This is a genomic window from Spiribacter salilacus (assembly GCF_009649225.1).
GTDB lineage: Bacteria > Pseudomonadota > Gammaproteobacteria > Nitrococcales > Nitrococcaceae > Spiribacter > Spiribacter salilacus.
The window spans coordinates 92,968-116,587 of sequence record NZ_WJPP01000001.1 but is presented as its reverse complement, the minus strand read 5'-3'; the positions used below and the strand labels follow the sequence as shown (position 1 = coordinate 116,587).

The window sequence follows — 23,620 nt, the reverse complement described above, 5'->3', positions numbered from 1 at the left end:
GAGCCCTTTTTAAATTCAACCACCCGATACCATCAAACGCAGGATGTCATTGTAAAACGCCAACGCCATGAGAATGAATAACAGAACAATGCCAATCTGCTGCCCAAAGACTTGCGCCGCCTCGGTAAGCGGCCGCCCGCGAATCCACTCTATCCCGTTGTATAACAGATGCCCACCGTCCAAAATCGGAACAGGCAATAGGTTGAGGATACCAAGACTAATACTGACAATCGCGAGAAATTTTAAAAACGGTATCACGCCAAGCGAAACAGAGTCTCCCGCATATTGCGCAATGCTGACTGGCCCGCTGAGATTTTTTACCGACGCCTCTCCAACCACCATCTTAAATAACACGCTGACCGTGAGGCTGCCTGCCTGCCAACCCGCATCTATTGCGCGCGGCACGGCGGCTAATGGCCCATAGCGCACCTCATGCTGCGCATTGGCAAAGAGGTCTGCGGGCACATCGGGTGTTATACCGAGCACGCCCGACTGCGCTCCGCCACCCTCGCGCGCTTGTATGGTGGTGGCTACTTCCCGCTCCGTACCCTCACGGGCATAACGCAGCACCACCTCTTCATTCGGCCGCGCCTGCACGGCTTCCACCAAATCAGACCAATCGTTTAACGCATTACCATCAATTGCGATAATTCGATCGCCAGGTTCAAGCTCAGCCATTGCGGCGGCGCTGCCGGGGATCACCTCACGCACAATGGGCACAATCGTTGGCTGCCAGGGCGTTAAGCCGATTTTGCGAAGGACATCGCCCTCATCATCCAACAGTCTTTGCTGCGACAGATCAAGCGAGCGCTCTGCAGTACCACCCGTCGAGCGATTGACCGTAACAACAATCGAAGAATCAGCAGAATTCTCCAAAAACGCCATAATGGCGGAGTCCCACGCCCTGACGTTTCGATCGCCAATGCGCACAAGCTCATCACCCTCTTCCAAGCCAGCAGCAGCTGCAGGACTATCAGGAATGACCGGGCCGATAATCGGCTTCATTTCCGTGGCACCAATGACAAAAATCGCCCAGTAAGCCAGCACTGCGAGCAAAAAGTTGGCTATTGGGCCCGCCGAGATGATGGCGTTTCTAGCCCACAACGGCTGCCGATTAAAGGCCTGAGATTGCAGCGCGGGGTCAACCGCTGCCTCGCGCTCATCTAACATTTTAACGTAGCCCCCAAACGGGATAGCCGCCAAAACGTACTCGGTGCCATCCTGTCCAATACGCCGCCAGAGGGGTTGCCCGAAGCCTACAGAAAATCTTAAGACCTTCACCCCAACCTTTCTCGCCACCCAAAAATGGCCAAACTCATGCACCGTTACCAGAATACCGATAACCAGCAAAAAGCCTAAGATATTTACCAACCAACCCATTTATTGTCTCCAGCGGGCTACTGCCGCCGATGCATGCCGACGTGCGTTCTGATCTATTGCCAGCAAAGACCCTAGCGAATCGGCGCGGGATGCGCTAACCGCTGCAAGCGTACTCTCTATAATCACAGGTATTTGATCAAAACGCAGCGCTTTTTCCAAAAACGCGGCAACCGCCACTTCATTGGCTGCATTTAATACGGCAGTGGCGGCAGAACCCGCTGCTAATGCATGCATTGCTAGGGCAAGGCAAGGAAACCGCTTGGGATCTGGATGACTGAATTCCAATGCGCTTAAGCTGGCTAGATCTAGGGGCTCCACGCCCGACTCAATACGCTCAGGCCAGCTCAACGCGTTGGCAATCGGCGTTCTCATATCGGGGTTACCCATCTGCGCGAGCACTGATCCATCTCGATATTGCACTAATGCATGCACAATGCTTTGCGGATGAATCAGCACATCAATCTGCTCTGGCGGCATATAGAAAAATCTGGCCGCTTCAATAACTTCCAGCCCTTTATTCATCATCGTCGCAGAGTCTACGGAGATCTTTCTGCCCATACTCCAATTCGGGTGTGCAACCGCTTCTGCCACCGTAACCGCGGCCAGCGTTGCCGGATCTCGGGTTCTGAATGGGCCGCCTGAAGCCGTTAGAGTAAGCCGATCGACACCCACTAAGTCGGTTTGACCGCGCGGTGTCTGGGGCAGGCACTGAAACAGCGCGTTATGCTCACTATCAATCGGTAATACGGTGGCCCCATTTTCCCGAGCCGCCTGCATAATGATTTCACCTGCCACCACCAGGGCTTCTTTGTTTGCAATAAGCACACGCTTACCGGCCTTCACAGCCGCAAGGCAGGCCGGTAAGCCGGCTGCACCAACAATACCTGCAATCACTGTATCGGTCTCGTCAGCGCTCGCAATGGTGCTAAGAGCGGTTTCGCCAGCAACAACCTGAGTTGGCAGGCTAGCCGGTAGCACAGCCGATAAAGCGGACGCCGCTTTTTCATCACGCATGACCACGACCGGGGGTTTGAATTTTACGCAAAGCGCTCGCATCCCCTCCACATTGTTGTGGGCGGAAAGCGCGCTGATGTTGAAGCGCTCAGGATGCCGCGCAATGATGTCTAACGCGTTAGCACCAATTGATCCAGTTGCGCCCAATACGCAGACTCTTTGCGGCTGTAACACGGGCGTCATTGGGAAACTCCCAGCAACGCCATATAAAAAAGCGGCGCTGCAGGCAGAAGCGCGTCTACACGATCAAGTACACCCCCGTGTCCTGGTAGAATGGCACCGCTATCTTTTACGCCAGCGTCACGTTTGAGCAAACTCTCAAAAAGATCGCCCAAAACCGAAGCGCCCACCACCAGTAAACCCGCAAGCAGCCACCAGCCCATCGACGGGAGGGGGGCATCTACCCTTGACCACCCCACCATGATTACCAATCCCATGCCTAGCAAGGCGGTGACGATTCCGCCCAAAACACCTTCCCATGTTTTCCCAGGGCTGATCAAAGGCGCCAGCTTATGCCGACCAAACCGTCGCCCAACAAAATAGGCACCAATATCAGCGCCCCATACCAGTGAAAACAGAACCAATAGCCATAGAGGCCCCTCTGGGCCAAGGTTATGAACACCGGTTAAGGCGAGCCATGCAGACACCAAAATAGGAATACCCAGCAATAACCTTACACCTGAGGGCAGGCCTTGCATGGAAGAGGAACGGCCCCGCCACACGACATAAACAAATAACAGCGTCCAACTCACACTTGCTGCCGCAAGAATCACGTTATTCACAACAGAAGGGAGCAGAAAAACTGCTGCCAAGCAGGCCGATAACAGCGCCGTGTAAACGGCCCGCCCGGCTCGACCCTGAAGCCCCCCAAGCGCAGCCCATTCCCAAGCGCCAAGCAACGCAATAATGCCAACCAAGCCCGCAAACACCACAGGTGGTGCAAACCCAATAATAGCCAGCAAAATCAGAGCAAGTGGCACGGCGGTCAGAATACGCGCCTTAAGCATCCACTCCCCCAAACCGACGCTGTCTTCCGGCATACCAATCCAGCGCGTGCTGCATCTGCTCAGCAGAGAATTCTGGCCATAGCACAGGGGTAAAATAGAGCTCGGTATACGCAAGTTGCCACAATAGGAAATTACTGATGCGCTGCTCTCCGCCCGTTCTGACAAACAGGTCCGGCTCTGGAAGATCACCTAAGCAGAGTTTTTCACGAACGCTCTGCTCGTCAATAGACTCTGGATTGCGATTGCCGTGCGAAACCTCGGATGCAAGCGCTCTAACCGCCTGCACGATGTCCCAACGTCCGCCATAACTGGCGGCTATATTCAGCTGCATACGGGTATTGCCCGCCGTTAGGGCTTCGGCGGCGGCCGCCCTTTCTTGAATACGCGGCGCAAGCCGTGAGCGGTCTCCAATAATGCGCAGCGCTATGCCATTTTGATGCAACCGATTCGTTTCACGATCAAGCACCCGTGCAAATAGCTGCATCAGCATGCGCACCTCGGTGGCAGGCCGGCTCCAGTTCTCGCTACTAAACGCAAATAGAGTGAGGGCTTCAATGCCGGCTCGTGCACAGGTTTCTACCGTATTTCGCACGGCCTCTGCGCCGGCTCGATGCCCTTGATGGCGTGGCTCACCTTGTTGCGCCGCCCACCGCCCATTACCATCCATAATAATGGCAACATGCTTTGGCAACGCCTGTTTTTCATGGTCGCTCATTCGCCAGGCCCTCCGCCAGGCCGAATCAAACGGACATCAGCTCCGCTTCTTTATCAGTAAGCAGTTGATCCACTTCGCCAACATACTTGTCGGTCAGTTTTTGGATTCGGTCCTCGGCTTCCTTTGCCTCATCTTCGGTGATGTCCTTATCTTTAAGCAATTGTTTAAAATCGCTATTGGCATCACGGCGAATGTTACGAATCGCCACTTTGGCTTGCTCACCTTCAGAGCGGACCACTTTAACCAAATCGCGCCGCCGCTCTTCGGTTAGCGGAGGCAAGGCGATCCGTATTGCAGTACCCGCTGAACTTGGAGTTAAGCCCAAGTTAGACTCCATGATCGCCTTTTCGATAGGCGCTATCATGTTCCGTTCAAATGGAGTGATGAGTAAGGTTCGTGCATCACTGGCCACCACCGTGGCTGCTTGGTTTAACGGCACATCACTACCGTAGTAGTTCACGCTAACTTGATCGAGCAAACTGGTATGAGCACGCCCGGTGCGAACTTTATGTAGATCTTGATTAAGGCTTTCTACACTTTTTGCCATTCTCGAGGCCGCATCTTTAGCAATATCGTCGATCATTGGCTTTATCCTCGCTCGACTCGGGTTCCTACCGACTCCCCACGCACTATTTCTGCGAGCGCGCCGGGGCGATTAATATCAAAAACAACTAAAGGCATATTTTGCTCACGACACATCACAATCGCGGTGGTATCCATTACCGATAGGCGCTGATCCAACACCTCGTCAAAGCTCAAGGTCTCGTATCGAGTTGCCGACGGATCTTTCACCGGATCGGCACTGTATACCCCATCTACCTTGGTTGCCTTCAGCATCAAATCGGCCCCAATCTCAACGGCGCGCAAACTGGCTGCTGTGTCGGTGGTAAAAAACGGGTTACCAGTGCCTGCCGCCAGTATAACCACCCGCTTTTTCTCCAAATGTCTAACGGCTCGACGACGAATATAGTCTTCACAGACCTCGTTAATCTTAATGGCGGACATCACGCGGGTGAAAACACCCTCGCGCTCGAGCGCATCTTGCATGGCAAGCCCATTCATTACCGTAGCCAGCATTCCCATATGGTCTGCGCTAACACGGTCCATTCCCGCTTCAGCCAAACCCGCACCGCGAAAAATATTACCGCCACCAATGACAAGGGCCACTTGGACCCCGTCTTCAACCAGTTTTCCAATTTCACTGGCGAGCCGACGCAACATGGCCGGGTCTATTCCGTAATCGGCCTGACCCAGCAGCGCTTCTCCACTGAGTTTAAGTAAGATGCGTTGATAAACCGGCTCGCCCATATTGGTCTTCCTACGTGCCTTGGATGGTTGCCGCCACTTCATCGGCGAAGTTCTCTTCGCGTTTCTCGATGCCCTCACCCACTTCAAGCCGAGTAAAGCGAACAACCTTGGCACCGTGGGCCTTAAGAAGCGCCTCAACCGTTTGGTCAGGATCTTTCACAAAGGCTTGGCCCAGCAAAGTCATTTCAGCCAGCCACTTCCGCAGACGCCCTTCGACCATCTTCTCAACGATCTCTTGCGGCTTGCCAGAGTCTTGGGCCTGAGCGATTAAAATCTCACGCTCTTTAGCCACCTGCTCCTCGGCCACATCTTCCGCTGCAACACAAATTGGACGACTAGCCGCAATGTGCATGCACAAGTCTCGGCCCAGCGATTCGTCACCGCCCTGCAGCTCGAGCATGACGCCAATTCGTGACCCATGCAAATAGTGATAAATGGCATTGTTATCGGTTTGATAGGCCACAAACCGACGGACTTGGATATTCTCGCCGATACGCGCCACTAGGGCTTTTTGCTCATCGGCAATTGACCCAGCACCCGAGGCTAGCGGAAGAGCCAATAACGCATCGAGATCAGCCGGGGCCTCTGCAAGCACCTGCTGAGCAACCTTTTGCGCAAATTCCTGAAAATCATCACCTGCCGCCACAAAGTCGGTTTCGCTGTTAATTTCCACAAGCGCGCCCGATTGCTTATTGCCGCCAACGGCAGCAACAACAGCGCCTTCAGCAGCAACGCGCCCAGCCTTTTTATCTGCCTTGGCAAGCCCGCGCTTGCGCATCTGTTCAATCGCCGCTTCCATGTCGCCATTAGTCTCAACAAGTGCATTTTTGCACTCCATCATGCCGGCACCGGTGCGCTCGCGCAGATCTTTTACGAGTTGTGCAGTAATGCTCATCGCTTATTCCTTCCCTTCGTCAGTCTGACTTTCCTCAGCAGGTGCTTCCACTTCTTCTGGCACCTCAGCTTCTGCTACCTGAGCTTCTGCTACCTCAGCTTCTGGCACCTCGACGAATTCATCCTCGCCGCTCGCTTGCGCCGTCGCTAAACGCGCATCGACAATGGCATCGGACACACCGCGCAGGTACAAACGAATGGCACGTGTAGCATCGTCATTACCGGGAATCACATAATCGATTTCACGCGGGCTGTTATTGGTGTCAACCACGGCTACTACCGGAATTCCGAGTTTGCGGGCTTCCTGAATGGCAATCCGCTCATAGCCAACATCAATGACAAATAATGCATCCGGCAACGATTCCATCTCTACAATGCCGCCAAAAGCGCGCTCAAGTTTATCCATCTCCCGCTGTAACGAGAGTACTTCGCGCTTACCCAGCTTATCGAAGGTACCGTCGGTCGACTGCTCTTGCAGCTCTTTAAACCGCTTGATCGACCGCTTAACGGTGCGGAAGTTGGTGAGCATGCCCCCCAGCCAACGATGGTTGACGTAAGGCATTTTGCAACGCGTTGCTTCCTCGGCAACGGCATCACGTGCAGCGCGCTTGGTGCCGACAAACATTACCCGGCCGCCGTTAGCAGCCAGCTTGCCGATGTAATTAACGGCATCGTGGTAAAGCGGTAGGCTTTGCTCGAGGTTAATGATGTGGATCTTATTACGTTCACCGAAAATAAACGGTGCCATTTTAGGATCCCAATAACGGGTCTGGTGACCGAAATGGACACCGGCCTCCAACATTTGACGCATGGTCACTTTGGCCATGATAAATACTCCTTGTACGGGTTAAGCCTCCATACACCCGCAGCCGGCAACCCTAGGGCACCCCGCCGACCGTGTCGGTGCATGTGTGGATTGATATTTCATTGCCTCAAAGGCGCGCCGTTTATACCATAGGCGGCTTGCAGTCACAATTATTCCCTGCCACAACGTCGGACCAGAAATGACAATAATCCGTAAATCGCCGCAAGAAATTGAACAAATGCGCATCGCTGGCGCCAAGGCAGCGGCCGTTTTGGACTACATTACTCCGCATGTTAAACCCGGTATCAGCACCGGTGAATTAGACGCGCTGTGCCACGAGCATATACTCACGCTCGATTGCATTCCCGCCCCACTCAACTATCGCGGTTTTCCCAAAGCCACCTGCATTTCGGTGAATCATGTGATTTGCCATGGCATCCCCGGTAAGAAACTGCTTAAGCGTGGCGACATCGTTAATATCGATATCACGGTAATCTACCAAGGCTGGCATGGCGACACCTCACGAATGTTCTTTGCAGGTCCGCCTGGCGTGCAGGCCCAGCGAGTAACAGAAGTTGCTAAGGATGCCCTAGATGCCGGTATCTCGGTGGTTAAACCCGGCGCCACCCTAGGCGACATTGGACATGCGATACAATCGTTAGTCGAGGAGCAAGGCTGCTCCGTCGTACGCGAATATTGTGGCCATGGAATTGGGCGCGGCTTTCACGAAGAGCCACAAATCCTGCACTATGGTCGACCTGGCACGGGGCCTGCCCTTCAATCTGGCATGACCTTTACCATAGAGCCCATGGTTAATGCGGGCCGGCCAGAAACACGGTTACTAGGTGATCAATGGACGGTTGTCACTCGTGACCATAGCCTGTCTGCCCAATGGGAGCACACTGTTGCGGTTACCGACACGGGAGTCGACATTTTAACCTTGAGCACCCCTGCACAAAGTGTCTGATGTAGATCGGCTATTAATTGATATCGCCGCGGTTGATGCCAATCTGCGCGACTGTCAAAGTGCGCCACCGGTGCTGCGCGCGGCACTTGCTGATGCAGATGAAACGTTGGCAGCGCGCTTTCGAGAGGGTGCGCCTGCCTCTGAACTGGTGCCCCTGCGCGCTCAAGTCGTTGATCAAATCATCACCCGTTTATGGCACATCTGCCTTGAAGAGTACGCAGAAGAGGCCTGTCTAGCCGCCGTTGGTGGGTATGGTCGCGGCGAGCTACATCCCGCCTCAGACATCGATGTCATGATCCTGATTCCCGAGTCGGTGCCCGACCAGTTTAATGAAGCAGTCAGTGCGTTTGTTACCAGCCTTTGGGATATCGGCTTAGAGGTAGGCCACAGCGTACGCTCCATCGAAGACTGCAAACGCCAAGCGGCTGATGACATCACCATCGCAACGAATCTCATGGAATCACGCCCGCTGGCCGGCAATGAAAAATTATTTCAAGCCATGCAAACGGCAACAAGCCCATTCCAACTTTGGCCAGGGCCGGCGTTTTTTGAGGCGAAGTGGCAAGAGCAGCAGCAACGCCACGAGCGCTACCACGACACCAGTTACAACCTAGAGCCCAACATAAAAGAAAGCCCCGGCGGGCTGCGCGATATTCACATGGTAGGTTGGGTCGCTAAGCGGCACTTCAATGCAAAGACATTGCACGATTTAGTGCATCGCGGCTTCTTAGAGGAAGCAGAGTATGACGCCCTCATGCAGGGCCAGTATTTTCTTTGGGATGTTCGGTTTGCGCTGCATCTTTTGGCCGGCCGACGGGAAGACCGCCTACTGTTCGAGTATCAAACAGAGCTCGCCAAACAATTTGGCTATCAAGACGCCGATCACACCTTAGGCGTCGAGCAATTCATGCAGCGCTATTATCGCGTGATCATGCAACTTAACCGTCTCAATGAGTTGCTGCTTCAGCTTTATCAAGAAGCCATTTTGTATGCTGACATTGACGAGCGCCCCGAGCTCATCAACAAACGCTTTCAAATAAAACGTGGGTTTTTAGAAGTCACCCACCGGCGGGTATTTACCCGCTATCCGTTTGCTATGCTTGAGCTATTCCTTCTTATCGAGCAACGCCCTGAAATTAAGGGCGTTCGGGCCGCAACAATCCGGCTGCTCCGCCAAGCGCGTAACCAAATTGATGATGCCTTTCGCGCGGACATACGCTGCCGCAGCCTCTTCATGGAAATTTTGCGCCAACCTCAGGGCTTGACGCACGCGCTACGCCGCATGCATCACTATGGCATTTTAAGCCGTTATATCCCCGCGTTCGCGCAGATTACCGGGCGCATGCAATACGACCTCTACCACGTCTATACCGTTGACACCCATACCCTAATGGTTGTGAGAAATTTGCGACGACTGGCCATACCAAAGCACCAACATGAATTCCCGCTGTTAAGTCGAATTTATGCTCAGCTACCCAAACCCGAGCTGCTCTACCTTGCTGGGCTATTTCACGATATTGCCAAAGGGCGCGGTGGTGATCACTCCGAACTCGGCGCAGAAGACACCTATGCCTTCTGCCTGCAGCACGGCCTATCTCGCTATGACTGCCGCTTGGTTGCCTGGCTTGTGCGTAAACACTTACTCATGTCGATGACCGCGCAGCGACGAGACATAAGCGACCCGGCTGTTATCGATGATTTTGCACAAGAAATGGGCGATCAAACGCATCTTAATTATCTTTACTTACTGACCGTGGCAGACATCCGCGCCACCAATCCAAGCTTGTGGAATAGCTGGCGCGGTGCGCTGCTCCTAGAGCTGTACCGACGCACACAAAGAGCGCTTCGCCGTGGCTTAGGCCAGCCCATCGAAGAAGAAACTCTGGTGGCTCAGGCGCAAGCGACGGCGCGTGAGTTACTCCGTACCCATGGCCTGCATCACATGACCGTTCGCTCGATTTGGCGGCATTTTACGCCTGAATACTTTTTGCGTTATTCCCCGCAGGAGGTCGTTTGGCACACCCGCGCGATTCACGCAGCGGGAGATGCCGCGCACGAACCCCTCATATTGGTAGATGAGCAAGGCGGACGTGGCGGAATTGAAATTTTTATCTACACCCGCGATCAGGACAACATCTTCGCCCTGGCCGTGGCGGCCATTGATCGGCTCAATCTAGACATTCAGGATGCTCGTATCATCACCACTGCAAACGGCTATACGGTAGATAGCTTTCTTGTGCTTGGCGAAAACGTGACCGCAGAAGCGATTAAGCAGACCCTAAGCGAAGCATTAAAGTCGACCACCGGCGCATTAACCGAAAACACAAGACCTCTACCCCGCCGCCTACGCCACTTCACCACGGCTACCGAGGTTGATTTTGCGGAAGACGCCAAAAATAGTCGCACCGCCATGGAATTAATTACGGGTGACCAACCCGGCCTTTTAGCCCGCATTGGTCAGATATTTGCCACCCTCAACATCCGGCTACAAAACGCCAAGATTGCCACCATTGGTGAGCGTGCCGAGGATGTCTTCTTTGTTACCGACCAACATAACGACCCCCTTTCGCCGGCACAGCAGCAAGAGCTTCGTGCGGCGGTGTTTGCAGCGCTCAATGATGAGGCAGACCTCCTGCGCCGCGGCGATGGCGTGTAAGATAGGTTTATGAATCGCAACCTAAAACAGCTGCAGCCTTATCCGTTTGAACGCCTTCGCAAGCTGCTAAGCGGGATTGAGCCGAACGCAGATTTAGCCCCCATTCGACTGTCTATTGGCGAGCCGAAACACCCCACGCCGGCTTGCATCCTAGATGCAATAAGAGAAACGCTAGACAGCAGCATTGCCACCTACCCAACCAGCGTTGGGTCAGAAGCGCTGCGCGGCACCATCGCCGATTGGATTACCCGGCGCTATGGGTTCGGTAGCGGCCACATCGACCCTGAACAGCACATATTGCCAGTTGCAGGCACTCGCGAAGGGCTTTTTGCCGTTACTCAAGCCCTCGTAGACACCCGCAACAAGCCGCTGATTATGATGCCAAATCCGTTCTACCAGATCTACGAAGGGGCAGCCTTGCTGGCGGGCGGAAAACCGGTACTCCTGAACACAACAGCAGATACCGATTTTCAGCCACCATTAGAACAGCTCTCAGCTGAGCAATGGGCAAATTGTGGCCTGATCTACCTCTGCAGCCCAGGTAACCCCAACGGTAAAACGCTACCCCAATCGTTTTGGGCGGCACTGTTAGAACAGCAGAAAAAACACGGTTTTGTTGTGATTGCCGATGAGTGCTATTCGGAGCTCTACCGCGATGAAAACGCTCCACCACTCGGTTTACTTGAAGCCTGCCATGCAATGGGCAACACCGAGTATAGCGGCTGTCTGGTTTTTCATAGTTTATCAAAACGCTCAAATGCGCCCGGCTTACGGTCTGGATTTGTGGCGGGAGATCGACAACTCATCAAAGCATTTCGGCAATATCGCACCTACCATGGGTGTGCACTGCCCAATCATGTTCAAGCCGCAAGCATTGCCGCCTGGTCTGATGAGACGCATGTTAAAGACAATCGCAAGGCCTATCGCGAGAAATTTAATCGCGCCAGTGACGTTCTGCAGTCTGCATTGCCCTACCCTGAACCTGAGGCCGGATTTTATCTGTGGCTTCCGGTACCAGGCGGTGATGACGAAAACTTTGCGCAGCAACTCTACAAAAACATGGCAGTCACGGTGCTTCCCGGCCGGTATCTCTCAAGATTGACCGTCAATGGAGACCCAGGCGCGGGCTATGTTCGTGTTGCGCTGGTGGCTGAACCCGAGATCTGCGAGGATGCGCTCGCGCGCATTAACGCATTTGCAACCAGTTATCCGTATTGATGGAGAATCAGGAAATGGCATCCCTTGAAGCAATCATAGAAGCCGCTTTTGAACGGCGAGATCAAATTAGCCCGGCCAATGCAACGGCTGAAGAACGCGAAGCGGTTGCAGAAGCGCTGCACCTACTCGATACCGGCGGTGCAAGAGTTGCCGAAAAAAACGGCGCTAATTGGCAGGTTAACCAATGGCTTAAAAAAGCCGTTTTGCTGTCGTTTAGACTCGCTGACAATCAGCGCATAGACGGGGGTGAAACCCAGTATTTTGACAAAGTCCCCCCAAAATATGCCGATTATGATGAGGCACGCTTTAAAGCCGACGGCGCCCGCGTTGTGCCCCCAGCCACCGTTCGCCGAGGTGCTTACATTGCATCGGATGTGGTGCTGATGCCCTCGTATGTCAACATCGGCGCCTACGTAGATAGCGGCACCATGGTCGATACCTGGGCCACCGTGGGCTCTTGTGCACAGATTGGCCGCAACGTGCACCTATCGGGCGGTGTCGGCATTGGCGGAGTTTTAGAACCGCTACAAGCCGGTCCAACCATTATTGAGGACAATTGCTTTATTGGGGCACGATCCGAAGTGGTCGAGGGTGTCATTATCCGCGAGGGCGCGGTTCTATCGATGGGCGTGTATATCGGGCAATCCACTAAAATTTACAACCGCGAAACGCGTGAAATTACCTATGGCGAAGTGCCTGCTGGCGCCGTCGTTGTGCCAGGCAGCCTACCGGCTTCTGATGGCAGTCATAGTCTTTACTGTGCGGTGATTATCAAGCAAGTGGATGCAAAAACTCGCGCAAAAGTCGGCATTAACGAGCTATTAAGACATGGACCAGATGACGCTTGAACTGACTCAAGCACTGGTCAGTCGGCGTTCAATTACCCCCGATGATGCCGGCTGCCAAACACTGATTGCCGATCGGCTAAAGGCTATCGGCTTTGCCATCCATCACCTTCCGGTGGGGGATGTAAGCAATGTATTGGCCATACACGGTCAATCTGGCCCCACCTTGTTGTTTGTTGGGCATACCGATGTCGTACCGCCCGGTGTGGAATCGGATTGGCAAAGCCCCCCCTTTACACCCAGCATTCGTGATGGACGACTTTATGGTCGCGGTACTGCTGATATGAAAGGTAGCATTGCTGCGTTTATCACCGCCTGTGAGCGTATTGCTCCCAACCAGGCGAGCTTACCCTTTCGCATCGCAATCCTATTAACCAGCGATGAGGAAGGGCCCGCCAGAGACGGTATTGCGCAAATTGCGCCACAGTTAACCTCCTATTTAAGCTCGGTGGACTATTGCTTGGTTGGCGAGCCCAGTAGTCGCAATCAGCTTGGTGATACCATTCGCGTTGGCCGGCGGGGCTCATTAACCGCCACCGTTACCGTGGCCGGCAAAGGGGGCCATGTCGCCTACCCTGAGCAGGTGGATAATCCGGCTCATCGCCTCAGTCAGTTTCTTGGTGAACTGGCCGACACGACGTGGGACACAGGCACCGATGCGTTCCCACCCACCAGTTTTCAAGTCACTCATCTAGAAACCGACACCCACACCAGTAACATGGTGCCCGGCAGCGCCATCGCTCAATTTAATCTTCGCTACTCTCCCGCATTAACTCACACGGATATCATTCAAAGAATTGAGACGATTGCGCATCGCCATATCGGCGATGACCAACTCAGCCTAATTTGGCATTTATCCGCAAAGCCATTTAGTAGCGAACCTGGGGCCTTACGCACAGCGATCACGCAGGCCATTCAAGCAACCTGTGGAATTGAGGTGGAGGCAAATACCGCCGGCGGGACCTCAGATGGGCGGTTCATTGCCCCTTTAGGTGCCGAGGTGGTTGAACTGGGTCCCGTCAATGCCAGCATCCACCAAATAGACGAATCGATCGATATTGCAGAACTAGACCAGCTATCAGAACTTTACGAGGCTACCCTGCATCGCTTGGCGAGACTTGTCCGCGCGCCAAATCAATAAGCCTTAGGGCCGCGGCACGGCCGCTGTGCCAAGCACCTTCGACGCGGCCATCAGTCACCCAGTCGCCTGCACATAAAAGGCCAGACTCGCCTTCAAGAAAGCCGTTTGCTTCACCCAGGGGTGATGCTGCCCGGGCAAAACGCCAGCGGTGAACCACGGTATCGGCTACTTCTAAGGGCCCCGGATGCAACGCGCTAAATGCATCAATCAAAGCCGTTGTAACCGACTCTGCAGACGCCTCGATATGCGTCTGACTCCATTCGGCTGTCGCATGCAAAATCCACATCTCTGGCGCAGATTCACGCCCAGGCCGAGAGCCGGAGCGGGCAACCCAGCCTAGAGGGCCGCTGCTCGGGAAGCCGGCATCAAACTTCGCGCCCGTTGGCGACCCTAAGATGAGCCCCAACGACCAACACGGCTTCATTCGCACGCTTGCCGCCTGAGCTGCAAGCGCTGGGCTGGGCTCGGCTAACAAAGACTGGGCTTGCGGTGCGGGGGCTGTGATGAGTACATAATCGAAATCACCCACGGGTTGCCCCGTGCGATCACGCAGAACCCACCCGGTAAGCTCACGGGCAATTTCAGCAACCTGAACTTGAGTATGAACATCCAAATCCTTGGCTAAATGCTTGGCAATACAGGACATTTTAGGCGATGCAACAAACCGGCGCTGGGCGCGTGCAGGTTGCCTTTCGGGTAACACCATGGGTGTTGCCGCCCATTCCGCGGCCACGTCCGAATTGATCCAATCGGCCACTTGATCTTTAAAGACACTGTCTTGTGCCGTGAAATATTGGGCGCCCAAGTCAATCGAGCCCTGCTCGGTGCGTTTACTCGACATTCGCCCACCGGGGCCTCGGCCTTTTTCAAAGATGACTGGCGCTAATCCCGCTTGGCTCAACAACGCGCCCGCTGCCAGCCCTGCGATTCCGGCGCCAATCACCGCCAAACGCATTAGCCTACCCCGCGCAGGCCAAGCACATCTTCCATATCATATCGCCCTGGTGTTTGCTGCTTTAACAACCACTGTGCGGCACGCAGTGCCCCGCGTGCAAACGTGTCACGACTACTTGCCCGATGGGTTAATTCGATTCGCTCGCCCTCAGCAGCCAGCAGTACGGTATGTTCACCAACGATATCTCCTGCTCGAATACTCTGAAAGGCAGAAGAATCTAGTGCCTCGATATCACGCGCTTTAGCTACCACTTCACCAAGTCTTAACGCGGTGCCAGAGGGGGCATCTTTTTTATAGCGATGATGCGCTTCGCTAATTGCCACATCGTAATCGGCAGACAGCGCCCCTGCGGCAATTGCCGCCAACCGCAAAAGCAAGGTGATACCGCTGCTGTAATTGGCAGCAAACACAATCGGCAACTTCATCGCCGTTGCATCCAACGCTGCTAGGCACCGATCATCGAGCCCCGTGGTGCCGATAACCATCGGCGTAGCGGTGCGCTCTGCGGCTGCCAGATTCTCCTCCAATGCCGCCGGAAGTGTGAAATCAATCACAACATCACTATGCTGCGCTACCGCATAAGCGGAGTCTTGTAAGGGCACGCCGAGCGTGCGACCTAGCCCGAGTGCCTCACCGGCATCTTGACCGACCAACGAATGCCCGGCGCGCAATCCGGCGCCGCTAAGCACTAAATCGTCAGACGCGGCAATCAGACCGATCAGGCTTCTTCCCATCCGTCCGTTTGCACCAAGAATGCCTATGCGCGTCATATTAAAACTTCATCCCTTCAAAAAAAGATTTGACTGAATCTACCCAAGAGCTGCCGCGCGGTGTGTGGTGCTCGCCGCCTTTCTCAAGGGTCTCTGCAAGCTCCTCAAGTAGCTCTTTTTGCCGTGCATTCAAATTAACGGGTGTTTCTATCATGACTCGGCATAACAAATCACCCTGCCCGCCGCCGCGCACCGGTTTAACGCCCTTGCCACGCACCCGGAACGTCTTGCCAGACTGAGTGCCGGCGGGAACGCGCAACGTGACCCGACCATCTAGTGTAGGTAGCTCAATTTCGCCACCGAGTGCCGCGGTGGTAAACGCAATCGGAATTTCGCACCGCAAATCGGCACCGTCACGAGTAAATATCGGATGTGGTTTGACGGCTACTTCGATATACAAATCACCCGGTGGGCCACCTTTTTCACCAATTTCACCCTCGCCGCTTAACCGAATACGATCTCCGGTATCGACACCCGCCGGAATGCGGACATGCAAGGTTTTGTGGTCGGGCACGGTACCCGCACCGCCGCATTTTTTACACGGATCGGAAATAATCTGACCGGTACCGCTGCAGCGTGGGCACGTCTGCTGAATCGAGAAAAATCCCTGCTGTACGCGAACATCACCATGGCCGCCACAGGTTGGGCAAGTTTCAGGCTCACTGCCCTTCGCTGCCCCAGAGCCTTCGCACTCCGTACACCGCACCTGCGTTGGAATACGAATATCTCGCTCAACGCCGGCCACCGCCTCTTCAAGAGAGACGTCCATGCGATAGCGTAAATCGGCACCTCGGTAAGCACGCGGGCCTGCGCCGCGGCCGCCTCCGCGACCCCCGCCAAAGATATCGCCGAATACATCAGAAAAGATATCGGAGAAGTCAGCGCCCTGTCCGCCCCCGCCAAAGCCGCCGCCGCCCATACTTGGGTCTACGCCGGCATGACCAAACTGATCATAGGCCGCCCGCTTTTGCGCATCCGTTAGCGTTTCATAGGCCTCTTTGGCTTCCTTAAACCGATTCTCGGCATCAGTATCACCCGGATTTCTATCCGGGTGATACTTCATTGCCAATCGCCGATAGGCCTTTTTAATGTCAGCCTCTGAGGCGTTCTGGGCGACGCCCAGTACTTCGTAGTAATCGCGTTTTGCCATTAAACTTCCGCCTTATCGGCTATTTTTTCTCTTCATCGTCCTTAACTTCCTCAAATTCGGCATCAACCACATCATCCTGGTTGGTGCCTGCTCCATCAGCCGCCCCGTCGCCGCCTTCAGCACTTTGGTAGAGCTTTTCGGCTAGCGTGCCAGAAGCCGCTGCCAGTGCCTGCGCCTTGGCATCAATCTCAGCCTTGTCGCTGCCCTGCATCGCCTGCTCGGTTTCGGCAATGGCATCCTCAACCGCCTTTTTCTCTTCATCGCTGGCCTTATCGCCAATCTCACCTAAGCTCTTACGGGCGGCATGAACAAGGTTATCGGCCTGATTGCGCGCCTCGACCAACTCACGTGCCTTGCGGTCTTCCTCCGCATGGCTTTCGGCGTCACGCACCATCTGCTCAATCTCTTCATCCGACAGGCCACTTGAGGCACGAATCTGAATCGACTGCTCCTTACCTGTGCCCTTATCTTTGGCCGTCACATGAAGAATGCCATTGGCGTCGATATCAAAGGTTACTTCAATCTGCGGCATTCCCCGTGGCGCGGGCGGAATATCGGTCAGATCAAATTTACCAAGCGACTTGTTATCGGTCGCCATCTCGCGCTCACCCTGCAACACATGCACGGTCACTGCACTCTGATTGTCGTCGGCTGTGGAAAAGACCTGATTGGCCTTCGTTGGGATTGTGGTGTTCTTCTCGATGAGTTTCGTCATCACACCACCCAGCGTCTCAATACCCAATGACAGCGGCGTCACATCCAACAGCAAGACGTCTTTAACATCGCCACCCAGCACGCCACCTTGAATGGACGCGCCAATAGCCACTGCTTCGTCTGGGTTCACATCACGACGTGGATCCTTACCAAAGAACTCGGCCACGGCTTCTTGCACCTTCGGCATCCGCGTCTGGCCACCCACAAGAATGACCTCGTCAACTTCGCTAGCACGAAGCCCGGCATCCTTCAGGGCTACCTCACAAGGCTTAATGGTACGACGCACCAACTCATCTACCAGACTCTCGAGCTTGGCTCGGGTTAGCTTTAGGTTCAAGTGCTTCGGCCCGGTCTGATCTGCCGTAATATACGGCAAATTCACCTCAGTCTGCTGCGATGAAGACAGCTCGATTTTGGCCTTCTCTGCCGCTTCTTTGAGTCGCTGCAATGCCAGCCGATCTGAGGAAATATCGATGCCCTGCTCTTTTTTGAACTCACTCATCAGATAATCGATGATGGCACGATCAAAATCCTCACCGCCGAGGAAAGTATCTCCGTTGGTCGACAGCACTTCAAACTGGTGCTCGCCCTCTACCTCAGCAATTTCGATAATAGATACATCGAAGGTGCCACCGCCTAAGTCATAAACCGCCACCTTGCGATCAGCGCCCTTTTTATCAAGCCCGTAAGCAAGCGCTGCCGCCGTTGGCTCGTTAATGATTCGCTTTACATCAAGCCCTGCAATACGCCCGGCATCTTTTGTTGCCTGACGCTGCGAGTCATTAAAGTAAGCCGGCACGGTAATAACGGCCTCAGTGACCGTCTCACCAAGATAGTCCTCAGCGGTGCTTTTCATTTTCTGCAGCACACGCGCAGAAATCTCAGGCGGTGCCATCTTTTTGCCACGCACCTCGACCCACGCATCACCGTTATCGGCTTTGACGATGCTATAAGGCATTTCACGCACGTCGCGCTGCACCACGTCTTCTTCAAATTTCCGCCCAATCAGGCGTTTAATCGCGTGTAGCGTATTCTCTGGGTTAGTTACCGCTTGGCGCTTAGCCGCGGCACCAACAAGCACTTCGCCATCTTCACTAAAAGCGACTGTTGATGGGGTGGTGCGTGTGCCCTCGGCGTTTTCGATAACACGGGCTGAGCCGCCTTCCATCACGGCTACGCAGGAATTGGTGGTTCCTAGGTCAATACCAATAATCTTGCTCATTACTAAAGCTCCTCAAATTAAATTCGATCTGGTTAAGAACTGGGGGCAACGTCTGTATTTTTCAAGTCGAAGACTCGGGCGCTTTCGCCACAACCACCATTGCCGGCCGCAGTAAGCGATCTCCTAACCGATACCCCTTTTGAATAACACTGATAACGGTGTTGGGCTCTGCCTCCTCAGTTGGCTGCGCCGCCATCGCCTCATGGGCTTCAGGATCAAAGCGTTGGCCAAGTGGTTCTACTGCCACAATGTTAAATTTATCAAGCGCTTGCTCGAACATTTTAAGTGTAAGCTCGGCACCCTCGGCCAGCTTTTGCACATCGGCATTCGCTTCACCGGCAGCCTGAACCCCCATCTCTAAGCTATCTTTAACGGCGAGTAACTCACCGGCCATTCGCTCCATCGCCTGCTGCCGAGCTTGCGTTACATCCCGCTCGGCGCGACGACGCATGTTCTCCATCTCGGCACGCGCTCTTAAATACTGATTCCAATTTTCTTCGGCCCGTGCCTCGGCCGCAGCAAGCGGATCGTCTTGAGTGGGCTCCTGACTGGGCTCCTGAGTAGGCTCCTGTGTGGGCTCCTCGCCGCCATTAACTTCCTCTTCGGTCATCCCGATCTCCCATCCTATTTAATAAATAAAGCGATTAGCTACAGAGATGGGGGCTCATTGCCCTGGTTTCAAGGCATGCCCCAATAAACGTGCAGTGACATCAACTATCGGAATGATTCGGTCGTACTCCATACGTGTGGGGCCAATCACGCCCAAAACGCCAAGTACTTGATCATCCGCATGATAAGTTGAGGTGACTAGGCTTACGCCATCAAAAGCGCGATAACCCGACTCCTCACCAATAAAAATCTGCACACCCTCAGCAGATAGTGAGCGATCTAGCAGATGTAAAATGTCGCGCTTACGGCCAAACGCTTCAAACAACTCCTTGAGCTTCTCAACACTCGAGAGCTCGGCAAACGTCATTAGGTTTGTCTCACCCTTCAGCACAAAATCGTCGCTCTCGCCGCCGCGGTCATCAAACAGCTCATGCGCAACATGAATGGCCGCCGTCATTAAAGAATTCATGTGTTGCTGGTCTACCTGCATCGATTCAAGTAGCCCGCGGCGAACCTCACTGATGCTTTTACCCGCAAACTCCGCAGCCAGATAGTTGGAAACCTGTTGCAACTCAGACGGGGAATAATCACGGTCAGTTTCTATAACGCGGTTTTGGACCTCATGATCGTTCAACACGAGAATGGCCAGTATGCGCCGGTCAGACAACGGCAAAAATTCTAAATGCCGAATAGCGCCAAAATCACGTTTAGGCAGCGTAACCAAGCCTGCCAAATGGGTGAGGCCTGATAAAATATTGGATGCCGAGTCGATTAACGTTTCCGCATCATCACCGTCATCCAAGCGTATTCGCAATCGATCGGCATCGAGCCCGTTAACCGTGCGTACTTTTAGCAACGTATCAACAAAAAACCGATAGCCGCGATCGGTCGGGATGCGCCCTGCTGAGGTGTGGGGTGATTGTATGTACCCTGCCTCCTCCAAATCCGCCATCACATTTCGAATAGACGCCGCGCTTAGATCGACTCCGGCCTCGCGCGTTAAAGCACGTGAGCCCACCGGTTGCCCATCACGGATATAACGATGCACCAACACCTTTAAGAGGTGCTGCGCGCGCTCGCTAAGCGGCTTTTCACCGAACGGCAGATTCATCTACGCTCCATACGTTGAATTAGCACTCTACGGACTAGAGTGCTAGGGAAACTACCAATCGCATCAATGGCTGTCAATTTAAGGCAGGCATGCTAACGTTGTTGCACTGATTTGGGGGAGCCTATGCAGCGATTTCAGCGCATCGTTATCACCGGAAAACCAGCGGACCCAGCGGTAAGAGAAACCGTTGATGGATTAGTTGAACACTTAGCCAGCCCGCACCGGACTATTCGGGTTGATGCCGCCGTTCATGGAACCAAAGGCCCTGAGCTAAGCGAGCTCATTGATGAAATGGACCTACTTATTGTGGTGGGCGGCGATGGCACGCTACTGAGAGCTGCGCGGCAACTGCTGACCACCGAGATTCCCATCTTAGGTGTTAACCGCGGGCGGCTCGGATTCCTTGTTGATGTTGCGCCCGATCATTTTGATGAAATCGAGGCCGTTTTAAACGGTCAGTTTATCGTCGATGAAAGGCTGATGTTGGATGCAAGCATTCGCCATGGCGATCAAACGATCGCAAGCTGCAGCGCGCTTAATGAAATTGTGCTCCAAAAATGGAACACCGCGCGGATGATCGAGTTTGAAACCTGGATCGATGGGGAATTTTGCAACCGCCATCGCTCTGATGGACTCATTGTTTGTACCCCAACGGGTTCAACGGCGTATGCAATGTCAGGCGGCGGGCCCATCCTTCATCCGGGTCTCAATGCCATGGCGCTGGTGCCAATTTGTCCCCATACCCTCAGCAACCGGCCCTTGGTTATTGGCGCTGGTAGTCAAGTTGAAGTGCGGGTTGCGCCAGAAGAAATTGAGCATGTGCGCATTAGCTGCGATAGCCAAATTGACTTAACACTAACCGATGAAGGGCGCATTGCGATTGCGCCATCGGTACATCGATTACACCTCCTCCACCCACCTGGATACCGCTATTTCGATATCCTAAGAGCCAAATTGCGTTGGGGAGACGGCACACCGCCATGCTGACACGGATCACGATCCGGGATTTTGCCATTATCGACTCTTTGGATATTGAGTTATCCGAAGGGTTAAGTGTGATCACAGGAGAAACGGGCGCCGGTAAATCCATTGTTCTCGATGGCTTAGGCCTTTGCTTGGGCGATCGGGCTGATACCAGTATGGTGCCCACCGACGCGGCCCGTAGCGAGGTAACCGTTGCCTTTGATGTAACAAATAACCCCCAGGCTCAGCGGTGGCTGAGCGCCGAGGCACTCGATGACGAAGACCAGTGCCTGATTCGTCGAGTCATTCATCAAAACGGGCGTTCACAAGGCAGCATCAATGGCCGCCCGGTCACCCGCTCGCAACTTGAGTCTTTAGGTAGCCTGTTGGTGGGTATCCACGGCCAACACGCACATCAACAACTGCTTAAACCGACCACGCAACGGCGCACGCTCGACAACTATGCCGGCCATGATGAAGCGCTACAAACCATTAAGGTAATTTACGGACACCTGCAGTCGGTCATCGCTGAGATCGAGCAACTCGGCGGCGGAGACGATCAGGAAGATCGCAAGGCGTTATTGCGCTATCAACTTGAAGAGCTTGATGCCTCTGCCCTCAGTGAAGCCGCCTATGCCGAACTGAATCAAGAACAAAAACGCTTGGCAAGCGCAGGTGAGCTCATTGAATGTTGCCAGCACGTGCTTGACAGCCTTTACGATAGCGACACGGCAGCCCACTCGTTGCTGGCGAACGCACAACGTCAATTAGCTCCGCATGAAACTAGCGACCCTGCCATCGCGGAAGCAAATGAGCTTTTTGCCAATGCGATGGTCCAGACCCAAGAAGCCTGTCAGCAGCTTCGCCATTTTGCCGATGGATTAGAAATTGACCCTCAACGGCTTTCTGAGGTAGACGCAAAACTCAGTCAACTGAATGACTTAGCGCGTAAACATCAGACCGAACCTGACCAGCTAGAACAAGTGGCAGACACCCTTCGCGGCACCTTAGAGGCGCTGGAGTCTGCTGACACACGGCTCGCAGAATTGAATGCGCAGAAAACCCAATTAACCCAAGAGTACTTAACCGCAAGCGCAAGGCTCTCAAAATCACGCGAAGAAGCCGCCAAGCACCTCAGCGCCGAGGTGAACAAGCTGCTAAGCGAACTTGGGATGCCGGGTGCAGCGCTATTCATTCGGGTTATTCACAACCCTAACGCCACACCCAGCATACACGGCCAAGATGAGGTCCATTTTGATGTGTGCACCAACCCAGACCAAACCCCCGGCCCCATTCAGCGTGTGGCCTCTGGTGGCGAGTTATCGCGCATCGGGTTAGCAATCGAGGTAGCAACAGCGCGCACGGCGGAGATTCCTTGTCTGATCTTTGATGAAGCAGATAGCGGCATTGGCGGAGCCATTGCTGAGGTGGTGGGCACTAAGCTGCGTCTGCTCGCTCAGCATCATCAAGTTATTTGCATTACCCATCTTGCACAGGTCGCCGCCCAAGGGCACACACAGCTGCAGGTAGACAAACAGCATCAGCAGGGGCACACCCAAACGCGCATGCGATTGCTCAACGATAATGAGCGGCTGGAAGAGATCGCCCGAATGCTAGGCGGTGTCGAGATTACCCCGGCCACCCGGGATCATGCCAAAGAAATGCTTAAACGAGCGGAGTAGCGCTACGCGGCGATTGGGCACATTCTGGACAGCGGCCGTACACCACCAGTGAATGACCTAGCGCTTCATATCCGGATACAGCGGCAACGTCGGTTAAACGCCGCTCTACCGTGCGGTCCTTGAATTCATCAACGCGCCCACAATCAACACAAACCACATGGTCATGGTCAATACCCGAGTTCAGCTCAAAGACTGCCCGATCGCCCACAAAATGATGGCGCAGCACAATCTGAGCTTCTTGAAACTGAGTGAGAACGCGGTAAACCGTTGCCAGCCCAAGGTCTTCACCGGCTGCTTGCAAGCGCTGGTACACTTCTTCTGCGGTTAGATGCTCTCGCTCCCGCCCTGCCAACACGCCTAAAATCTTGACGCGGGGCAGCGTAACCTTTAGACCGGCTTTGCGTAGGGTGTCAGATTCTTGACTGATTTCCCATGGTGCGTGTCGCGAGCTTGAAACCTGAGTTACCATGCAGACTCCTGCAGTTACAAACGAT

General features: G+C 54.1%; 22 protein-coding genes. 7 read left to right on the top strand and 15 right to left on the bottom strand.

Going from position 1 to position 23,620, the window contains the following annotated elements:
* Positions 1 to 15: 15 nt before the first annotated feature.
* The 8 genes from rseP to rpsB are packed head-to-tail and all read right to left on the bottom strand — an operon-like array spanning position 16 to position 7,144.
* Entirely contained in the window at positions 16 to 1,380 is a 1,365-nt protein-coding gene (gene rseP / locus GH984_RS00590) for an RIP metalloprotease RseP (RefSeq protein WP_153718284.1), read from the bottom strand.
* A complete protein-coding gene (ispC, locus tag GH984_RS00585; protein ID WP_153718283.1) occupies positions 1,381 to 2,577 on the bottom strand; it encodes a 1-deoxy-D-xylulose-5-phosphate reductoisomerase in 1,197 nt (398 codons plus the stop codon).
* Positions 2,574 to 3,434, bottom strand: coding sequence for a phosphatidate cytidylyltransferase (locus GH984_RS00580; RefSeq protein ID WP_153718282.1), 861 nt, complete (start codon positions 3,432 to 3,434; stop codon positions 2,574 to 2,576). Before GH984_RS00580 ends, ispC begins: the two co-directional genes overlap by 4 nt.
* Positions 3,394 to 4,116, bottom strand: a complete 723-nt coding sequence (uppS, locus tag GH984_RS00575; RefSeq protein WP_153718281.1) for a polyprenyl diphosphate synthase — start codon at positions 4,114 to 4,116, stop codon at positions 3,394 to 3,396. Before uppS ends, GH984_RS00580 begins: the two co-directional genes overlap by 41 nt.
* A gap of 25 nt (positions 4,117 to 4,141) precedes the next feature.
* The gene (gene frr, locus GH984_RS00570; protein WP_153718280.1) at positions 4,142 to 4,699 is read right to left on the bottom strand and encodes a ribosome recycling factor; all 558 of its coding nucleotides are present in this window, start codon (positions 4,697 to 4,699) and stop codon (positions 4,142 to 4,144) included.
* Positions 4,700 to 4,704: 5 nt separating this feature from the next.
* Positions 4,705 to 5,424 (bottom strand): UMP kinase, encoded by a 720-nt coding sequence (gene pyrH / locus GH984_RS00565; protein ID WP_153718279.1) that lies wholly within the window; start codon positions 5,422 to 5,424, stop codon positions 4,705 to 4,707.
* Positions 5,425 to 5,434: 10 nt separating this feature from the next.
* Complete coding sequence (tsf, locus tag GH984_RS00560; RefSeq protein ID WP_153718278.1) at positions 5,435 to 6,319, bottom strand: translation elongation factor Ts; 885 nt, start codon at positions 6,317 to 6,319, stop codon at positions 5,435 to 5,437.
* 3 nt (positions 6,320 to 6,322) lie between these two features.
* Positions 6,323 to 7,144, bottom strand: a complete 822-nt coding sequence (gene rpsB, locus GH984_RS00555) for a 30S ribosomal protein S2 (RefSeq protein WP_153718277.1) — start codon at positions 7,142 to 7,144, stop codon at positions 6,323 to 6,325.
* A 178-nt stretch (positions 7,145 to 7,322) separates the two neighbouring features.
* On the opposite strand from rpsB, the gene map reads away from it, so the two are divergent.
* Genes map through dapE form a run of 5 tightly spaced genes read left to right on the top strand, consistent with a single transcriptional unit; the run spans position 7,323 to position 13,950 of the window.
* Positions 7,323 to 8,090 carry a type I methionyl aminopeptidase gene (gene map / locus GH984_RS00550; protein WP_153718276.1) on the top strand — a complete coding sequence of 256 codons (768 nt, stop codon included), beginning with the start codon at positions 7,323 to 7,325 and terminating at the stop codon, positions 8,088 to 8,090.
* Positions 8,083 to 10,746, top strand: coding sequence for a [protein-PII] uridylyltransferase (gene glnD, locus GH984_RS00545; protein ID WP_369691871.1), 2,664 nt, complete (start codon positions 8,083 to 8,085; stop codon positions 10,744 to 10,746). The genes map and glnD overlap by 8 nt, the downstream gene beginning before the upstream one ends.
* Before the next feature lie 9 nt (positions 10,747 to 10,755).
* Positions 10,756 to 11,964, top strand: coding sequence for a succinyldiaminopimelate transaminase (gene dapC / locus GH984_RS00540; RefSeq protein ID WP_153718274.1), 1,209 nt, complete (start codon positions 10,756 to 10,758; stop codon positions 11,962 to 11,964).
* Positions 11,965 to 11,978: 14 nt separating this feature from the next.
* A complete protein-coding gene (dapD, locus tag GH984_RS00535; protein WP_153718273.1) occupies positions 11,979 to 12,812 on the top strand; it encodes a 2,3,4,5-tetrahydropyridine-2,6-dicarboxylate N-succinyltransferase in 834 nt (277 codons plus the stop codon).
* Complete coding sequence (gene dapE, locus GH984_RS00530; RefSeq protein ID WP_153718272.1) at positions 12,793 to 13,950, top strand: succinyl-diaminopimelate desuccinylase; 1,158 nt, start codon at positions 12,793 to 12,795, stop codon at positions 13,948 to 13,950. Before dapD ends, dapE begins: the two co-directional genes overlap by 20 nt.
* Here the strand turns inward: dapE and GH984_RS00525 are convergent.
* The 6 genes from GH984_RS00525 to hrcA all read right to left on the bottom strand — a co-directional run bounded on the left by GH984_RS00525 (position 13,904) and on the right by hrcA (position 20,481).
* Positions 13,904 to 14,905, bottom strand: coding sequence for an NAD(P)/FAD-dependent oxidoreductase (locus GH984_RS00525; RefSeq protein WP_153718271.1), 1,002 nt, complete (start codon positions 14,903 to 14,905; stop codon positions 13,904 to 13,906). The genes dapE and GH984_RS00525 overlap by 47 nt on opposite strands.
* Positions 14,905 to 15,675, bottom strand: coding sequence for a 4-hydroxy-tetrahydrodipicolinate reductase (gene dapB, locus GH984_RS00520; RefSeq protein WP_153718270.1), 771 nt, complete (start codon positions 15,673 to 15,675; stop codon positions 14,905 to 14,907). Before dapB ends, GH984_RS00525 begins: the two co-directional genes overlap by 1 nt.
* Position 15,676: 1 nt before the next feature.
* Positions 15,677 to 16,825 (bottom strand): molecular chaperone DnaJ, encoded by a 1,149-nt coding sequence (gene dnaJ / locus GH984_RS00515; protein ID WP_153718269.1) that lies wholly within the window; start codon positions 16,823 to 16,825, stop codon positions 15,677 to 15,679.
* 19 nt (positions 16,826 to 16,844) lie between these two features.
* Positions 16,845 to 18,761 (bottom strand): molecular chaperone DnaK, encoded by a 1,917-nt coding sequence (gene dnaK / locus GH984_RS00510; RefSeq protein WP_153718268.1) that lies wholly within the window; start codon positions 18,759 to 18,761, stop codon positions 16,845 to 16,847.
* A gap of 61 nt (positions 18,762 to 18,822) precedes the next feature.
* Positions 18,823 to 19,371: a nucleotide exchange factor GrpE gene (gene grpE / locus GH984_RS00505; protein ID WP_153718267.1), complete on the bottom strand. Its 549-nt coding sequence runs from the start codon at positions 19,369 to 19,371 to the stop codon at positions 18,823 to 18,825.
* A 54-nt stretch (positions 19,372 to 19,425) separates the two neighbouring features.
* Positions 19,426 to 20,481: a heat-inducible transcriptional repressor HrcA gene (gene hrcA / locus GH984_RS00500; RefSeq protein WP_153718266.1), complete on the bottom strand. Its 1,056-nt coding sequence runs from the start codon at positions 20,479 to 20,481 to the stop codon at positions 19,426 to 19,428.
* Between the two features lie 123 nt (positions 20,482 to 20,604).
* Between hrcA and GH984_RS00495 the strand changes: the two genes are divergently transcribed.
* Complete coding sequence (locus tag GH984_RS00495) at positions 20,605 to 21,468, top strand: NAD(+) kinase (RefSeq protein WP_153718265.1); 864 nt, start codon at positions 20,605 to 20,607, stop codon at positions 21,466 to 21,468.
* Positions 21,462 to 23,126: a DNA repair protein RecN gene (gene recN / locus GH984_RS00490; RefSeq protein ID WP_153718264.1), complete on the top strand. Its 1,665-nt coding sequence runs from the start codon at positions 21,462 to 21,464 to the stop codon at positions 23,124 to 23,126. Before GH984_RS00495 ends, recN begins: the two co-directional genes overlap by 7 nt.
* On the opposite strand, the gene fur is transcribed toward recN, so the two are convergent.
* Entirely contained in the window at positions 23,110 to 23,595 is a 486-nt protein-coding gene (gene fur, locus GH984_RS00485) for a ferric iron uptake transcriptional regulator (RefSeq protein WP_153718263.1), read from the bottom strand. The genes recN and fur overlap by 17 nt on opposite strands.
* Positions 23,596 to 23,620: the final 25 nt, after the last annotated feature.

Excerpts from the sequence above, each read along its gene's own strand:
- rseP (WP_153718284.1), bottom strand. The coding sequence starts at position 1,380 with ATGGGTTGGTTGGTAAATATCTTAGGCTTTTTGCTGGTTATCGGTATT.
- ispC (WP_153718283.1), bottom strand. The coding sequence starts at position 2,577 with ATGACGCCCGTGTTACAGCCGCAAAGAGTCTGCGTATTGGGCGCAACT.
- GH984_RS00580 (WP_153718282.1), bottom strand. The coding sequence starts at position 3,434 with ATGCCGGAAGACAGCGTCGGTTTGGGGGAGTGGATGCTTAAGGCGCGT.
- uppS (WP_153718281.1), bottom strand. The coding sequence starts at position 4,116 with ATGAGCGACCATGAAAAACAGGCGTTGCCAAAGCATGTTGCCATTATT.
- frr (WP_153718280.1), bottom strand. The coding sequence starts at position 4,699 with ATGATCGACGATATTGCTAAAGATGCGGCCTCGAGAATGGCAAAAAGT.
- pyrH (WP_153718279.1), bottom strand. The coding sequence starts at position 5,424 with ATGGGCGAGCCGGTTTATCAACGCATCTTACTTAAACTCAGTGGAGAA.
- tsf (WP_153718278.1), bottom strand. The coding sequence starts at position 6,319 with ATGAGCATTACTGCACAACTCGTAAAAGATCTGCGCGAGCGCACCGGT.
- rpsB (WP_153718277.1), bottom strand. The coding sequence starts at position 7,144 with ATGGCCAAAGTGACCATGCGTCAAATGTTGGAGGCCGGTGTCCATTTC.
- map (WP_153718276.1), top strand. The coding sequence starts at position 7,323 with ATGACAATAATCCGTAAATCGCCGCAAGAAATTGAACAAATGCGCATC.
- dapC (WP_153718274.1), top strand. The coding sequence starts at position 10,756 with ATGAATCGCAACCTAAAACAGCTGCAGCCTTATCCGTTTGAACGCCTT.
- dapD (WP_153718273.1), top strand. The coding sequence starts at position 11,979 with ATGGCATCCCTTGAAGCAATCATAGAAGCCGCTTTTGAACGGCGAGAT.
- dapE (WP_153718272.1), top strand. The coding sequence starts at position 12,793 with ATGGACCAGATGACGCTTGAACTGACTCAAGCACTGGTCAGTCGGCGT.
- GH984_RS00525 (WP_153718271.1), bottom strand. The coding sequence starts at position 14,905 with ATGCGTTTGGCGGTGATTGGCGCCGGAATCGCAGGGCTGGCAGCGGGC.
- dapB (WP_153718270.1), bottom strand. The coding sequence starts at position 15,675 with ATGACGCGCATAGGCATTCTTGGTGCAAACGGACGGATGGGAAGAAGC.
- dnaJ (WP_153718269.1), bottom strand. The coding sequence starts at position 16,825 with ATGGCAAAACGCGATTACTACGAAGTACTGGGCGTCGCCCAGAACGCC.
- dnaK (WP_153718268.1), bottom strand. The coding sequence starts at position 18,761 with ATGAGCAAGATTATTGGTATTGACCTAGGAACCACCAATTCCTGCGTA.
- grpE (WP_153718267.1), bottom strand. The coding sequence starts at position 19,371 with ATGACCGAAGAGGAAGTTAATGGCGGCGAGGAGCCCACACAGGAGCCT.
- hrcA (WP_153718266.1), bottom strand. The coding sequence starts at position 20,481 with ATGAATCTGCCGTTCGGTGAAAAGCCGCTTAGCGAGCGCGCGCAGCAC.
- GH984_RS00495 (WP_153718265.1), top strand. The coding sequence starts at position 20,605 with ATGCAGCGATTTCAGCGCATCGTTATCACCGGAAAACCAGCGGACCCA.
- recN (WP_153718264.1), top strand. The coding sequence starts at position 21,462 with ATGCTGACACGGATCACGATCCGGGATTTTGCCATTATCGACTCTTTG.
- fur (WP_153718263.1), bottom strand. The coding sequence starts at position 23,595 with ATGGTAACTCAGGTTTCAAGCTCGCGACACGCACCATGGGAAATCAGT.